The following is a 13,793-nucleotide window of genomic DNA, read 5'->3' as shown; positions in this document are numbered from 1 at the left end:
CAAATGGACAGCTTGCAGCCGCAGCATACCAACCGCCAGTACGAGGAGGACCTGCGCGCCCTGCGCGGCAGCCTGCTCAAGATGGGCGGCCTGGTCGAACGCCAGATTGCCGAGGCGATGGAATCGCTGGTCAACCGCGATACGCCCAAGGCGCGCGAGACCATCGCCCGCGACGCCGAGGTCAATCGCCTCGACGTCGAGACCGACGAGCAGTGCATCCGGCTCCTCGCGCTCCATCAGCCGGCGGCGAGCGACCTCCGCTTCATCACCACCGGGCTCAAGATTACCACCGACCTCGAGCGCATCGGCGACAATGCCGTCAACATCTGCGAGCGCGTGCTCGAGCTCAACGAAGAGCCGCAGCTCAAACCCTACCTCGACCTGCCGCGGATGGCGGCGGCGGCGCAATCGATGCTGAAGGACAGCCTCGACGCGTTCCTGCGCGATGACGCCGAACTGGCCGAGGAAGTGATTGCGCGAGACGACGAGGTCGATCAGCTGAACTACCAGATGTACCGCGAGCTGCTCTCCTACATGGCCGAGGACCCGCACACCATCCCCCGCGCCACCCGCTTGCTGTTCATCTCGAAGTACCTGGAACGGATCGCCGACCACGCGACGAATATAGCCGAGATGGTCGTCTACATGGTCAAGGGACGGACCATCCGCCACATGGACAAAAAGAAACATGAATGAAGCAACCGCACAGCAGACGCGTCCCGCTTCCCGCCATCGTATCCTCCTGGTCGAGGACGAACGCGACATTCGCGAACTGGTGCGCTACAGCCTCGAGCAGGAGGGCTTCGTCGTGGACGAAGCCTCCGACGCCGACAGCGCGCTCGAACGCGTCAGCCGCCGCGCGCCCGACCTGATCGTGCTCGACGTGATGCTGCCCGGGATGTCCGGACTCGAACTGTGCCGCCGGATGCGCGCGCAGCCGCAAACGGCCGCGATGCCGATTCTGATGCTCACGGCCAAGGGCGCCGAGGTCGACCGCGTGCTCGGCCTCGAGATGGGGGCCGACGACTACGTGGTGAAGCCCTTCAGCCCGCGCGAGGTGCTCGCGCGCATCCGCGCGCTGCTGCGCCGGGCGCGGCTGCTCACCGAGCCGGGCGAGGTCGGCGGCTTCGAACGCGGACGGCTCAAGATGGACTTCGGCACTTACGAGGCCTTTATCGACGGGCGCCGGGTCGAGATGACGCTGCGCGAGTTCGAGCTGCTGCGGTTCTTCGTGCAGCATCCGCTGCGCGTGTACACCCGCGAGCAGCTGCTCGATCTCGTCTGGGGGCGCGACACCTTCGTCGAGCCGCGCACGGTTGACGTTCACGTACGACGCCTGCGCCGCCATATCGAAAAAGACGACGCCAATCCCGAATTGATCCTGACCGTCCGCAGCGTCGGTTATCGCTTCAATCCGGAAACGCTTGGGTAACTCGATAAAGCTCCGCCTCGCGGCGGCGGTGCTCCTGACGCTCGTGCCGCCGGCCATCCTGCTCGGCGCGATGCTCGCCGCGGGACGGCTGGCGTGGCCGTGGGCGCTCGTCGCGCTCGGGGCCGGTCTCGTCATCGGCATGATCGCGACTTCCGCCATCGCCGGAGCCTGGACGCGCAGCACGGAGCGGGTCGAGGAGGCCGCCGCGGCGCTCGAGGAGCGCCGCCCGCCCGCCCATCTGCATGACGAGGGCGCTGACGCGATGGGCCTTGCGGAGCATCGGCTGCTCGAGGTCGCCGACAAGGTCGCGCGCGAGCTCGAAGGCCTGGCCGAGCAGCGTGACGAGTTCGAGGCCATCCTGCGCAGCATGACCGAAGCGGTGGTGGTGACCGGGCGGCGCGGCGACGTGGTGCTGGTCAACGGCGCGGCGCGTGGAATGTTTGCGCTCGACTCCGAGACCGACTACGGCGGCCGCGCCTTCGTCGAGTTGTGCCGCGACCCGCGCCTGCAGGAATTCGTCGCGCTCTCGATGAGCGCGGGGGCGGAAGACGGGATGGTCAGCGCCGAGTTTCAGATTCAAAGCCCGGCGCCGCACTATCTTTCCGCCAACGCCGCGCCCGTGCGCACCAACGGCGGCGCCGCGGCGGCCTGGGTGCTGGTCTTTCATGACATCACGCAGCTCAAGTCGTACGAGACCGTGCGCGCCGACTTTATCGCCAATCTCACGCATGAAATCCGCACGCCCCTGAGCGCCCTGTGCGGCTACGCCGAAACCCTGGTCGCCGGCGTCGAGGACCGCGACACGCAGCGCCGCTTTCTCGGCATCATCGAGCGCCAGTCGCGCCGCCTCGCGCGGCTCATCGACGACCTGATCACGCTCTCCGACCTCGAACGCGGGCTCTCGCCGCTCAGGCTCGAACCGCTCGAGCTGCGCCGCGTCGCCGACGAGGCGGTCGAATTGATGCGCGAGCGGGCCGAGCGCCAGGGCGTGGCCCTGGAGACCCGTTACGCCGACGAAGTGGTGGAAGTGGATGGCGATCGCGACCGCCTGAACCAGGTCGTCATCAATCTGATCGATAACGCGATCAAGTACACGCCGCGCGACGGCCGCGTCACGATCGAGGTGCGCGCCGCCCGCCAGGCCGAAGCGGGCAAGGAGCCGCGCGAGGGCGTCGAGCTTGCGGTCGCCGACAGCGGCGAAGGCATCCCGGCGGCCGACATCCCGCGGCTCACCGAGCGCTTTTACCGCGTGGATCGCGCCCGCTCCCGTGAACTCGGCGGTACCGGGCTCGGCCTCGCGATCGTCAAGCACATCGTGCAGCTTCATCGCGGAACGCTGCGCATCGAGAGCCGCTTGCGCGAGGGCACCACGGTAACCATATGGCTGCCGGCGGCGTCCGCGCCGCAACAATCGGCCTGATCTGCGGCGCCCGCCAAATCCGCTAAATCCGCAATTTCCGATCATCCCATCGGACGCGCGGGCCCATCTGTCGGCCCGACGATAAACCGCCGCCGCACGCCGCTTGACGCCGCATTTGGCAAGGGGCTACGAGTCGGTAACCCGGAGCGCCCGAGGGGAAGCTTCGCCCCGAAAGGAAATTTCAAATGAACAATTTCAAAACGGTCGCCGACGCCATCCTGAATCGTCTCGTCACTTCCAGCCCGCGCGTTCCTGGCGTGGTCGCGATGGCGACCGACCGGCGCGGCAATTTCTACGAAGGCGCCGCCGGCCAGCGCGCGATGGGTGGCGCCGCCATGACCACCGATAGCGTCTTCGCCATCTTCTCGACCACCAAGGCGATCACCGGGATGGCAGTGCTGCAGGCGGCCGAGGAGGGGAAGCTCGATCTCGACGCGCCGGCGAAAAACTATGTGCCCGATATCGGCAAGCTGCAAGTAATCGACGGCTTCGACGGCGCGGGCAAACCTCTATTGCGCGCGCCGCGCCGCGACATCACGACGCGGATGCTGATGCTGCATACGGCGGGGTTGGCTTACGAGTTTTCCAATGAGACTTACTACCGTCTCGCCCATGAGCACGGGCAGCCCAGCGTCATCACCGGGACGAAGGCGTCGATTATGACGCCGTTGCTGTTCGACCCGGGCGAACGATGGGAATACGGGAGCAACATCGATTGGTGCGGGCAGGTGGTCGAGAGCGTGCGCGGCAAACGGCTCGGCGAGGTGTTCGCGGAGCGCATCTTCGCGCCGCTCGGGATGAAGGACACCGGGTTTGCGCTTTCCGCATCGATGCGCTCGCGCCTGGCCGACGTTCACGCGCGCGGCGCCGACGGTTCATTGACGCCAATGAATTTTGTGCTGCCGCAGGAGCCCGAAATCCACATGGGCGGGCATGGGCTCTACGCGACCGTCGGCGATTACATGCGGTTCATCCGCGCATGGCTCAACGACGGGATGGGCGAAAACGGGCGCGTGCTGCAAGCTGAAACCGTCCGCATGGCCGCGAAGAACGGGCTTGGCGAGAAGAAGATCAAGATGCTGCCGGGCGTGGATCGCACGCTGCTCAACGATGCCGAGTTTTTTCCGGGGCTCTCGAAATCGTGGGCGCTGACCTTCATGGTCAACGACACCGAAGCGCCGACCGGGCGGCCGGCGGGAGCGATCGGATGGGCCGGCCTGGGCAATCTCTTCTACTGGATCGATCGGCAAAACGGCGTCGGCGGTTTTTGGGCGACGCAAATTCTGCCCTTCGGCGACGCGGTATCGTTTACGGGCTACGTCGATTTCGAGGCCGCGGTTTATAAGAGCCTGGAGGGGAACAAGGCCGCGTGACCTCGGCAAACCGCCCCGGCGGGAGCAGGTCGGCGGCTCGCCGCGCGGCCGCTCCCGGGGTTGTGTGGCTCGCCACGCATGCTACGTGAGATGGCGTCTTGCGGCGATCCGTTCGATGTGAGAAATTTTTCTGTCCGGGCAAGCGCCGTTAGCTCAGCGGATTAGAGCATCAGACTACGGATCTGAGGGTCGGGGGTTCAAATCCCTCACGGCGCGCCAAAACACCCCCAATTTACATGCATTTTACGCGGACTAAAGGGCGGCCTATTTCGGCCACCATCCAGGTAGACGTCTTGTAGACGGTGCGCTCATAAAAACCACTGGGTCACTCGGCTACCGGGCCACTCAGCTAGCCTGCAGCCGAGTGACCTTGCCTCGCCGCAGCTCGGTGGCTTCGTGACGCTGGCTGCTGAGGTCTCGCCGGCCGCCGGCTCGGTTGTTCGGTCGCCGCGACGGTGCGGGGGGTATGGGGGGCGGAGTCTGATTGCGAGGTCGCGGAAACGGGCGGCTTGACCGCGCGCGAGATTTTCCTCAAAAAGTCCGGAGCTGTACAACAGTTGAACAGTATCGGGAAGAGTGTGCTCGGCCTCGGAGTTTTTCCGGGACGTTCTAGGGTGTGGAAGTGTTTCCGCGAACGTCCGGTGCCACGTCGCGCATCTCCGTGTCGCTTGTGCCGCAAAGAACAGGCTGGGCTGATAGACCGGTTAAAAAGTTGTCTACATGACACCACGCGAAGAGATCGAAGAGATCGTCAATCGCGAAACCCGTGCCTGGGATACTCAGCACGCTGATCTGCTTCTGAGCGTCTTCCACCTCGACATGGTTTGGCCCTGGCCGCCAACCGCGGATTCTCACGATCCGCAAGATTGGGTCATGGTCATGGGACGCTTCAACCGCCAGCGTTGGGGAGATTCATGGCGTCGACTATTCGCAACTTGCAGACTGATCCACAACCGCCGACAGATCCGCAGGATCGAAATCTCAGCCGAGGGTGATGCTGCTTTTGCAGTGGTCGATATTGACACGCTATGGCGCTCGGACAATGGCGAAACCTCACATTGGGCCGGGCGCGTTTGCAAGGTCTATGCGAAAGTAGGCGCCGAATGGAAGATGACGATGCATACCGGAGTTCTGCGGTTTCCGCGGCGCTCGAAAGCTTAGGCAATGACAGTGCGCTTTTTTGGGATCGAGGCTCACGGTCTCAAACCTATTGCCATTCCCCTTTCAGGCTCACCTCTCACCCAGTGCGAGCCCACGCATAAAAGGCCTGAGGCTCGCTCAAACGCGCGAACGCGGAGGCCGTCCCCGGGCCTATAGCCAAGCGGGAACGGCCGCTAAGAACGACATTCCGCGACCAAAAGGAGGCCCGCCAGTATTATGAGGGCACACCAGCAGGCCTTGGGAACCGGTACGCCCTGCGGGGGCAGAGGCGCCCGGCAATTTCTAGACCTACGCTTGTGCCTCGATTAGGTCCAACCGCCTGATAAGCGGCGCTAGAATTTCGCTGCCGCACAACCGCTCCGCTGAGGTCTCCTGACGCCGGCGCCCGCTCGGCTGAGCCACCGGGCAACTGAGCAACCTCGCTCGAAGCCCGGCGCAACCGGGTCGAGAAATCGCGGAATCGAAAAGCCGTCGCGCGCAAAAATTGGAATCGGAAAGTCCGAAGCAACTGAGCGCGCAGAGACGCCGCACCGTCGCGCATCACTCGGTTGCCGGTGGCTCCAACGGCCGCTACGACCACCACCATCGTCACCGCCATCACCGCCGCCACCGCCATCGCCACCACATCGCTATGTGGCTCGGTTTTCCCGGCGGCCACTCCGTCTCAACTGTCTTGCAGAGCATCTCGTTTTGAGATATCGTGAACGTCGGTGAGGGTAATCTCAGCGAAACCGCTAAAGGCCTTCGCTGCCAAGCATCCCAATGCTGCTGCGTCGTTGAGCGCATGGAAGAAGCTGATGCTAGGAGGTACCTTTCGCAACCTGGTCGAGCTGAAGCAAACGTTCGGCAGCGTCGACATGGTTCCTGTAAAGGGCCGCGACTTATATGTTTTCGACATCGGCGGCAACAAATATCGACTGGTCGCCGCTATCCACTTCAACACGCAAAAGCTGTTCGTGCGCCATGTGCTGACCCATCCAGAATATGATGCAGGAGGATGGAAAAAATGAAGACTCGAACTGTCACTCGGATTATGAAGAAGCCTTCGTCTGACATGATTTACGCTATTCGCAACGAGCGCGAGTACGACGCATCCGTTGTGCGTCTCAATGCTCTCGTGGACGAGGTTGGAGACAACCCTAAGGACCCCCGTTATCGGCAGATTGAGACTCTGAGCGTGCTCATCGAGGCCTACGATAGGGAGCATCATGAGCTGCCCGAGGCTTCGGGCGTCGAGGTCATTAAATTCCTGATGGAACAGCACGGTCTTACACAAGAGGGTCTGCCTGAAATCGGCAGCCAAGGCGTAGTCTCTGAAGTGCTTGCCGGCCGCCGAAACCTCAATGTCCGACAAATAGAAGCCCTCGCCGCGCGCTTCAGCGTCAGTCCTGGCGTGTTCCTGAGTGCTGTGCCGGCGCGGTCGCGCTGACTGAGCCGCTGGTAAATCGGTCGCACCATCGCGCGCTCCGCGCAGCCGGCGCCTCGCCGCAACCCCGTAACCCGCCGCCCGGCGCAACCGCACCGCTCCGACCCGCCTCCGAGCGCGGCAGCCGGTCTGTGCCGATATCAATGTCAGCACATCACTTTAGCGGGAGTTCGGCCTGAGTCTCGCTGCGCAACCGACCCACCGAGCAACTCCGTTACCGTGCGGCCGCGGTGGCGCGGTTGCGCAGTTGCGCCGTTGGCCAGTCGCGGCGAAGTCACCAGGTGACTGCCGTCGCGCCATCTCTCCTTAGCGATATCACCAAATGCTCGCAGCGGGGCGTGGAACTTCACATGCTAGTCAGCCGACGGCCGGAACACCCGTAAGGAACGGGGCTAGTCCGTTAGGATGAAATTGAACCAGGTTGGCCAAATTCCTTTGCACGTTTTTATCCGTCTTTTTCAGTGCAAACCACTCTTCAACGCCGTCGATCACGTCTTTGCAGAACATCGGAATGTCTAGATTCAGAGCGTTGTTAAAGACATTGCAGTGAAAGACATTTCCACCGGGGCGCAGCGTGAAGAAGATGCGCTGGTATTGCATCGCCGGATGTTTGAATCTTCCCTGATGCGCTACTCCACATCGAAGATAGTACATCTCGTCCGCATTTAGAGTGTCGGGAGGGTATTTTCGTCCGACCCAAGTATTAAACCATGCCTTGTAGCGCTCGCGCGAAGCTTTCCCGTCTCTAGACTCTAGCGCCCCACAGACATCTGGAAGCATCAAGGTCAGCACCAGCCCCGCGTACCAAAGCTTGTTCAGAAGACAGTTCTTTATCTCGCTAGTTAGCGTTTCCATTTCTCGATGATTCTCCGACTGGAACCAGACTGAGCACCTAGCCACTGCGCTCGACGCCACGCTGCAACCACCTGCGCGGGATAAAGGGTGAACGGCTTGCCCGTCTCGGGGTTGATCAGCGCCTCGGCCATGAAGGCCACCGGGTCGCGACGCCACCTATCTAGCCGTCGTTGCAAGTCCGTCATTTGTGTTCTTCAGAGAACAACCAATTGATCCTGTTTTGGTAGCTTGACTATTTCGTTTGCAATTAGATCGGCGTTTCAGGGACGGTGCGTTATTGGGTCGCTTGCTCCCGTTTTCGCGACTTTTAATCGGACCGCACGACAGGACCTGCCGAAGGCTGCCGCGCTCTCCCATTTGGATCGGGTAGAGAGGCAGGATTATGAGCACAAGACGGTTGCTGCCGATCTTCGTTTTGGCAATCGGCGGACTGGTGGTTCTCGGTTGCGGAGGCCAAAGAGAGGACCGCAATCGAGTCGGCGATACACTTTCGTACGGAACGGAAGGGCGCGCGACGCAGTTTGCGCTGTCCAATCCCCGGCAGAATGTTGTTTCGTCCGGATTCCCTGCGCAGGAGTAGCAACCCATGGCATCCAAAGCACTGATGGTAGTGGACTTTCTCCCCGTTGATCTTGTCCTTTCTTGGCGCTGGCGCTGCCAGTCCAAAGGAACGGCTATTCCGGGTTCCGAATTGTGCCTTGCGGGATTTCCGACGATCTTTCGGGGGTCCGAGTTCGGCATGTTTCGCCTGTCCGAATACGGCTCTCACAACGTCGATCGCGATAACCTGCGCTGCGCTTGCGGAGCAGGTGTCATTCCGTTGGCTGCCCTTGAGGCGACGCTTTCCGGCGCTCCCTTCATCGCGTGACGTTTTCGTAAGCCTTATGCCGCTAACCGATTCCCCCCGGCTTAGCGGATACCAAAGCGTATCCGAGAGACTGGCCCCAACTAACTGGCCCAACGAATACGCTTCTTCCTCCCCTTCTTTGTATCGCGCCAACCATTTTGCGCCGCCATCGGGTTTCGTCCATCGATGTAGACGTCTTGTAGAGTGCGCTTCTAGACCAGCCCACCTGGCTGCTCAGCCGCCCAACCCCGTCCCCCTCGCTGCAGCTCGGTTGCTTCGCCCTGCGCCGTCGCGAAGGCAGAAGAGGCCCGCCAGTATGAAAGGGAATCCACACCGGCGAGGCCGCGTTAAGGTGATATTAAGACTTTTGGCTGAACAGTTTCAGGACTTCCGGCCCAGTTGCTTCCCTTATCACGTTGCGTACCAATAGGAGCTTCCGAGGTTTGTGTGAGTTGGAGGGCTGCCAGTGTCTCCTAGAAAAAGTCGCCACCAGGTTTCCACGCCCGATTAAGGAGTTTGTCAAGCGCAGGCTCAACGAGCGCGGAATTTATACTATCAGAGACACGAAGGGCCTCGGCGAGCGTGGCTTTCATGATATCCGGGGTGTCGGCGAGATCAGAACGATCGATGAATTCAGGGAGCAGGCCTTCGCCATTCAGCGACGCTCACGGCTGCAGACGCCACAAGAGGTGAGCGCGCTCAAGAGCAAGTACGAGCAACCGATCTTCGGTGAAATCGCGGTGGAACGATTGCTTGAGCTACAGGCCCAGATAATCGACCCCACAAATATCCTGATGTTCACTGGCAGCCAGCTCACGCATACTTTGCAGATGCTGGAAAGCATGGAAGAGGCTGGCATCAGCGATCGAGAATTTCTGGCGACAGTACTCATACACGATCTGGGTAAGCTTGCCAGCCTCAAGGACGAGAAGTGGGAGAACCTCGAGGGTGGCGGCAAGTTCCCGATGGGCGAGAACGAGCCGGGCTCCGGTTTGGCGAATTGCACCTTCAACTGGGATCATGCATACGTGGTCCACGCCCGCTTCCATCCTTATGTGTCCGAGGACATGGCGTGGACGCTCCAATGGCATTCGATCCAAACGGAGTGTGAGCAGTTCATGGATGCCCACGATCGCGCGCTATTCGAGAAATATTGCGAGCCGTTCGTGCGCCATGACCGCACATTCATCTTTCATCACCTGCCCAAGAAGCGCCTGTCGGATTATTTTCCGCTGGTGAAGGAATTCTTCCCCGAAAAGGTGCTCTTTTAGACCAGGTCACGCCAAGCGGCGCGACCTTGCCGGCTCGGCCGGCTAATCCAGCACGCAGACAGAACCTTCTCAATTTTTCGCGCGGCGAGCGCGCCGCCTGCTCGCGGTCAATTTGTGGATCTTCCGCCCGCGCCTCGCGCCGGTGGCAGGATGCAGCGCAGCCGAGCAGTTGGATTTCGCCCGAAGCTCTTCGCGCCCGCGCACCGACCTTTGTCCTCAGCCGGCCAACAGCTTCTGCACAGTCTTATGCACGGCAGTCGATCTCGGAGGCTTCAATAACCACTCTAGAGCGTGTACAATCACAATAGGAATAGTTTCGGCATGGTTGGATGACCGTGGAGGAGGATGAGGGGATGGGGTTCCAAGACCGAGCGTACGAGACGCAACTCGCGAGGTCGGCGTGGCTGTTAGAGTTGGCCGATCATTGGTGCGAGCGCGACCCTGAGTTTGCCGAACAGTTGCGCACGAAGGCCCGCCAGGTACAAGGCGGTTCGTCCGAGGACCAACAACGATCTAGACCGGGTTGACCGCAAGGCCAAACGGAAGTCGGGCACGCACAATTTTGTTATGCAGCAGGGGAGGGCACCCGTGCTGGATTAGAATTGTGGATTCTACACCTCGGGCGCTGCGTGTCACTCCGTACTCTCCGCGCGATCTGCCGGTGGCACTCGCCTTCCTGGATGTGATCAGGAAACAGCAGTTCGGGCGTTCGCCTGTTCAACTACGCAGTGTGGAAAAGACCGCGGCACTCTCGCTGCCGTGCGCGCCACAGAGGAGGAATTCAGAGCCCGCTTCGGCGTGTGCCGTTTCGTGATGGGCCATGCGGGGGAGAAGATCGTCGTCGTTGTTCAAAGCGGCCATGGGGGTTTGAATGTCTATCGCACCTGGTTCATGGACGCCTGAGGAACCTAAAGTAGAAGGCTCCGAACACCAGGACAATGCCAATATTCACTGTCAGCCGTTCCCAGAATTGATTTCTGAAGAACGCGAAGTCTACAGCGACGATGACGGCTGCCATCGCCACCACGTAAAGCACGACCGCTGCCTGTCTGCCCATTTCAGATTCCTCGCTTAAATTGAAATCTCTTTTCAAACCGCACGCGTGTGCTTTGAAAACTTCGTACTAGTGCGGTAGTCTGGAGATAGGTTGTATCGCAGGGTGTCGAGGCGGCCATTCCGAGCGCCGAGGAATCCCGGCTTCCACGGAAAACGAATAAAGATCAGGGATTCCTCGGTCGCTGACTCCCTCGGAATTACACCTTGACGGATTTCCGAATATGCAAGTTATCTGCGGGACATCACACCAGCATTTGTTCAGGGGGCACGTGCCCCCTGCTCAACTACCGGCTCGGCGAAAGCGCCCTCGGCAAACGGAGCGCAGGACTACTCTATGGAGACCAAGCTTTTACGCAGCAGGTTCCGGGTGGAGGATGACTCGTTCTATAGTTCGTAACGAATCGCGATGGCTATTTGTGAACCGGCGGTAACCGAGTAATGTTCAACGGCCGATGGCCATCGGTATCTACCTGGTGCTCCTTCAAAAAATAAAGTCCGCCGCGAGCGATTCCTCGCCAAACCAGCCTATCTCAGTCAGGTAGTCACGAGCCAGCCCTTTCGCCACCTCGTCGGTTAGTCTGACTCCCGGGAGATGGCTGCGAACCGCGACGAAGACGACCACCCCGTCACTCTCGCGAAAGCCAACAAGGCGATCATTCGAGCCAACGTCGCCTGGCTTCGCATTGCGCCGGTCGTGTGCGTCGTCCATTTGAAACGACACATATTGAATCGCCTCTTCACGCGTCATGGGTTGCATCTCCTGCTTGCCGCTCTCCGCGTTCTGCCATGGCAGAGAGCTCAGGCCGTCAGCCCGGCAGCCCGGATTGATCAGCAAGCGTTGAGGGACCGAAGGCTCCGACAATTTACGAGTTACACTCGTGCCGCGCCTGCGTCCAGCAAGTAGCGATTCCTGCGCCGAAGGGGATGCCCCCGGGCATCATTCTTTCGGCTTCCCCAAAGCTTTCGGCGTTCGCCGTCCCAAAGATTTCGGCGCGCCGAGCCTGTACTTGTTACGAGGGCTGGACGAACTTCCGCACAGCCGCAACCAGGGTCTCGAGCGTGACTGGCTTGCGCAGCATCAGCTTGGCAGAGATCGGGCGGGCGCCGTCGCCGCTCGCGCTCAGCACCACCACCGGGATCTTCGCGAGCCGCGGGTCGCGAAGCTGCTCGCTCCGAAATTCCCAGCCATCCATGTTGGGCATCATCAGGTCGAGCAGAATCATCTGGGGCACCCTGCCGTCCGAAAGCATCCGGAGCGCAGCCCTTCCATCGGGAGCGTGAATTACCCTATAGCCTTCGGTCTGAAGGACTTCGACGATGGCGTCGGCGAGGTCGGAGTCGTCTTCTATCAGCAGGATTTGAGGCGAGCGAGTCAAAACGAGTGTCTGACGGTTGCAGCCCGCCGGCTACGGCATGATTGAAAGTGGCATCGTAATGCAAAAGCGGGAGCCGCCCCCTTCGCGGCGTTCCGCACGGATCGAGCCGCCATGCTGAGTGACGATTTCGCGCGCGATGTACAGTCCCAGGCCAAGGCCGCCGCTCTGCGATGCCGCCCGCTCGAAACGATTGAAGATGCGCGTCAGCGCATCGGGATCGATTCCCACCCCGCGGTCTTCGACCATCATGACGCCGTCCGCGCCTTGACGCTCAACTACCAGCGAAACCGGATGCCCCGGCGCATATTTGAGCGCATTTGAAAGCACGTTGAGGATCGCCTGCTCGATGCGAAAGCGATCGCATCGGACGATGACGCTGTTCTCTATCTTGAGACGAAATTCGCACCGCGCCTTGCCTGCCTCTTCCGACATCTGCTCGACCAGGTCCGCGACGATTTCGCCGAGGTCGTGGTTGGCGACGTCCAACTCGAGCTTGCCGCTCGCGATGCGAGTGACATCGAGCAACCGGTTGGTCAGTTCCGTCATCCGGTCAGCTTGATTGCGGGCCTTTGCAACGCTCTGAGCGAAGCGGCTCGGATCGGCATTGGCGTCCAGACGCTCGAGCAAGGCGAGCTGAAGCATTAGCGTGCTGAGGGGAGTCCGTAGCTCATGCGACGCGATCGAAAGGAACTCATCGCGCAGCCGGATTGCCTCCTGCGCTTCTTCCCGGCGCTGGCGCTCGCTCAAGTCGGTTAGCACGACGGCGATCAGCGGGCTGCCGTCCATCTTGACCGGGTTGAGCGAAATCTGGGTCGGCAGGATGACGCCCGTGCGGTACCGGAGCGACATTTCCGACCTGATCGCACTCGAGCACCCGCGCTCGATGAGGGCAGCGAGAGCTTCTGTTTCCCCGGCCTCCACGAACTCGCCGATCTTATGACCCATAACGGTGTCGAGCGGCGTATCGATCATGCGGGCGAATGCGCCATTGCAATACAGGATAGTGCCGTCGGGAGCGAGAGACGCCGCGCCTTCATTCATCGACTCCACCAGCACGCGATACGGATGTTCCGCGCCGCGCAAGGTGAAGACCTGCTCGCCCTCCGGTCCGGAGACGACGAGCGCGTCAACCTCACCGCTGCGGATGGCGTCGAGGGTCTCCTCGGCCTCCTGCAGCCGTCGGCGCAATTCATCGAGCTCGAATTTGATCGGGGTGCGCCCGGTTTTCATTTGGCACGTTTCGAGCTGATGGCGAGGTTCGAGATGACCTTGTCGCGGTCGGACAAGTCGCCGACCATTCGGCACAGCGGCGGCGGCTCCTCCTTGACCAGCGTAGGCGCCGCGATAATGTCGGACTCGCTCGCACGCCCGGGCTGCTGGTAGATGTCGACGACCTCGAGCCGGTAGCGCCCTTTGATCAGGCCTTCACAGATGGCGCGCAGATTGCGGATGGCGCGAGTCGAGCGCGGCGTCGTGCCGGTCGTGAACAGGCGAAGAACGAATTCAGGCGCCCTGCGCTTGGAAGCGAGCCGGGACTTCTTGCGGGCGGGCAGGCGACGCAGGTTTCCCATAAAAG

The 13,793-nt window shown here is 61.3% G+C and carries 16 protein-coding genes and 1 tRNA gene; 10 read left to right on the top strand and 7 right to left on the bottom strand.

Going from position 1 to position 13,793, the window contains the following annotated elements:
• Nucleotides 1–3: 3 nt before the first annotated feature.
• The 8 genes from phoU (at nt 4) to VMI09_11335 (ending at nt 6,815) form a co-directional block, all read left to right on the top strand.
• Nucleotides 4–696 (top strand): phosphate signaling complex protein PhoU, encoded by a 693-nt coding sequence (gene phoU / locus VMI09_11370; protein ID HTQ25286.1) that lies wholly within the window; start codon nt 4–6, stop codon nt 694–696.
• Nucleotides 689–1,432 carry a response regulator transcription factor gene (locus VMI09_11365; GenBank protein ID HTQ25285.1) on the top strand — a complete coding sequence of 248 codons (744 nt, stop codon included), beginning with the start codon at nt 689–691 and terminating at the stop codon, nt 1,430–1,432. Before phoU ends, VMI09_11365 begins: the two co-directional genes overlap by 8 nt.
• Nucleotides 1,425–2,852, top strand: a complete 1,428-nt coding sequence (locus VMI09_11360; GenBank protein ID HTQ25284.1) for an ATP-binding protein — start codon at nt 1,425–1,427, stop codon at nt 2,850–2,852. Before VMI09_11365 ends, VMI09_11360 begins: the two co-directional genes overlap by 8 nt.
• Nucleotides 2,853–3,037: 185 nt before the next feature.
• On the top strand, nt 3,038–4,225 hold the full coding sequence (locus VMI09_11355) for a serine hydrolase domain-containing protein (GenBank protein ID HTQ25283.1): 1,188 nt from the start codon (nt 3,038–3,040) through the stop codon (nt 4,223–4,225).
• Nucleotides 4,226–4,367: 142 nt separating this feature from the next.
• Nucleotides 4,368–4,444: transfer RNA gene (locus VMI09_11350), tRNA-Arg, on the top strand.
• Between the two features lie 501 nt (nt 4,445–4,945).
• Complete coding sequence (locus VMI09_11345; protein ID HTQ25282.1) at nt 4,946–5,386, top strand: nuclear transport factor 2 family protein; 441 nt, start codon at nt 4,946–4,948, stop codon at nt 5,384–5,386.
• A 710-nt stretch (nt 5,387–6,096) separates the two neighbouring features.
• On the top strand, nt 6,097–6,396 hold the full coding sequence (locus VMI09_11340) for a type II toxin-antitoxin system HigB family toxin (protein ID HTQ25281.1): 300 nt from the start codon (nt 6,097–6,099) through the stop codon (nt 6,394–6,396).
• Nucleotides 6,384–6,815 (top strand): hypothetical protein, encoded by a 432-nt coding sequence (locus VMI09_11335; protein HTQ25280.1) that lies wholly within the window; start codon nt 6,384–6,386, stop codon nt 6,813–6,815. The genes VMI09_11340 and VMI09_11335 overlap by 13 nt, the downstream gene beginning before the upstream one ends.
• A gap of 354 nt (nt 6,816–7,169) precedes the next feature.
• Here VMI09_11335 and VMI09_11330 read toward each other — a convergent pair whose 3' ends face one another.
• Together VMI09_11330 and VMI09_11325 are read right to left on the bottom strand one after the other, a co-directional pair.
• Nucleotides 7,170–7,667 (bottom strand): hypothetical protein, encoded by a 498-nt coding sequence (locus VMI09_11330; protein ID HTQ25279.1) that lies wholly within the window; start codon nt 7,665–7,667, stop codon nt 7,170–7,172.
• Nucleotides 7,655–7,852, bottom strand: a complete 198-nt coding sequence (locus tag VMI09_11325) for a hypothetical protein (GenBank protein HTQ25278.1) — start codon at nt 7,850–7,852, stop codon at nt 7,655–7,657. The genes VMI09_11330 and VMI09_11325 overlap by 13 nt, the downstream gene beginning before the upstream one ends.
• A gap of 401 nt (nt 7,853–8,253) precedes the next feature.
• On the opposite strand from VMI09_11325, the gene VMI09_11320 reads away from it, so the two are divergent.
• Nucleotides 8,254–8,535, top strand: coding sequence for a hypothetical protein (locus VMI09_11320; GenBank protein ID HTQ25277.1), 282 nt, complete (start codon nt 8,254–8,256; stop codon nt 8,533–8,535).
• A 431-nt stretch (nt 8,536–8,966) separates the two neighbouring features.
• Nucleotides 8,967–9,785 carry a hypothetical protein gene (locus tag VMI09_11315; GenBank protein HTQ25276.1) on the top strand — a complete coding sequence of 273 codons (819 nt, stop codon included), beginning with the start codon at nt 8,967–8,969 and terminating at the stop codon, nt 9,783–9,785.
• 889 nt (nt 9,786–10,674) lie between these two features.
• On the opposite strand, the gene VMI09_11310 is transcribed toward VMI09_11315, so the two are convergent.
• The 5 genes from VMI09_11310 to VMI09_11290 all read right to left on the bottom strand — a co-directional run bounded on the left by VMI09_11310 (nt 10,675) and on the right by VMI09_11290 (nt 13,788).
• Nucleotides 10,675–10,842: a hypothetical protein gene (locus VMI09_11310; GenBank protein ID HTQ25275.1), complete on the bottom strand. Its 168-nt coding sequence runs from the start codon at nt 10,840–10,842 to the stop codon at nt 10,675–10,677.
• Nucleotides 10,843–11,322: 480 nt separating this feature from the next.
• Nucleotides 11,323–11,676: a hypothetical protein gene (locus VMI09_11305; protein ID HTQ25274.1), complete on the bottom strand. Its 354-nt coding sequence runs from the start codon at nt 11,674–11,676 to the stop codon at nt 11,323–11,325.
• A 175-nt stretch (nt 11,677–11,851) separates the two neighbouring features.
• Complete coding sequence (locus VMI09_11300) at nt 11,852–12,217, bottom strand: response regulator (protein ID HTQ25273.1); 366 nt, start codon at nt 12,215–12,217, stop codon at nt 11,852–11,854.
• Nucleotides 12,218–12,247: 30 nt separating this feature from the next.
• Entirely contained in the window at nt 12,248–13,447 is a 1,200-nt protein-coding gene (locus VMI09_11295; GenBank protein HTQ25272.1) for a PAS domain-containing sensor histidine kinase, read from the bottom strand.
• A complete protein-coding gene (locus tag VMI09_11290) occupies nt 13,444–13,788 on the bottom strand; it encodes a circadian clock KaiB family protein (protein ID HTQ25271.1) in 345 nt (114 codons plus the stop codon). Before VMI09_11290 ends, VMI09_11295 begins: the two co-directional genes overlap by 4 nt.
• Nucleotides 13,789–13,793 lie beyond the last annotated feature (5 nt).

The organism is Candidatus Binataceae bacterium, from assembly GCA_035500095.1.
In the GTDB taxonomy this organism is placed as follows: domain Bacteria; phylum Desulfobacterota; class Binatia; order Binatales; family Binataceae; genus JAKAVN01.
Note: the sequence above shows the minus strand (reverse complement) of the source record. Positions and strands in the feature narration are given on the sequence as shown.

Excerpts from the sequence above, each read along its gene's own strand:
- phoU (HTQ25286.1), top strand. The coding sequence starts at position 4 with ATGGACAGCTTGCAGCCGCAGCATACCAACCGCCAGTACGAGGAGGAC.
- VMI09_11365 (HTQ25285.1), top strand. The coding sequence starts at position 689 with ATGAATGAAGCAACCGCACAGCAGACGCGTCCCGCTTCCCGCCATCGT.
- VMI09_11355 (HTQ25283.1), top strand. The coding sequence starts at position 3,038 with ATGAACAATTTCAAAACGGTCGCCGACGCCATCCTGAATCGTCTCGTC.
- VMI09_11345 (HTQ25282.1), top strand. The coding sequence starts at position 4,946 with ATGACACCACGCGAAGAGATCGAAGAGATCGTCAATCGCGAAACCCGT.
- VMI09_11335 (HTQ25280.1), top strand. The coding sequence starts at position 6,384 with ATGGAAAAAATGAAGACTCGAACTGTCACTCGGATTATGAAGAAGCCT.
- VMI09_11330 (HTQ25279.1), bottom strand. The coding sequence starts at position 7,667 with ATGGAAACGCTAACTAGCGAGATAAAGAACTGTCTTCTGAACAAGCTT.
- VMI09_11325 (HTQ25278.1), bottom strand. The coding sequence starts at position 7,852 with ATGACGGACTTGCAACGACGGCTAGATAGGTGGCGTCGCGACCCGGTG.
- VMI09_11320 (HTQ25277.1), top strand. The coding sequence starts at position 8,254 with ATGGCATCCAAAGCACTGATGGTAGTGGACTTTCTCCCCGTTGATCTT.
- VMI09_11310 (HTQ25275.1), bottom strand. The coding sequence starts at position 10,842 with ATGGGCAGACAGGCAGCGGTCGTGCTTTACGTGGTGGCGATGGCAGCC.
- VMI09_11295 (HTQ25272.1), bottom strand. The coding sequence starts at position 13,447 with ATGAAAACCGGGCGCACCCCGATCAAATTCGAGCTCGATGAATTGCGC.
- VMI09_11290 (HTQ25271.1), bottom strand. The coding sequence starts at position 13,788 with ATGGGAAACCTGCGTCGCCTGCCCGCCCGCAAGAAGTCCCGGCTCGCT.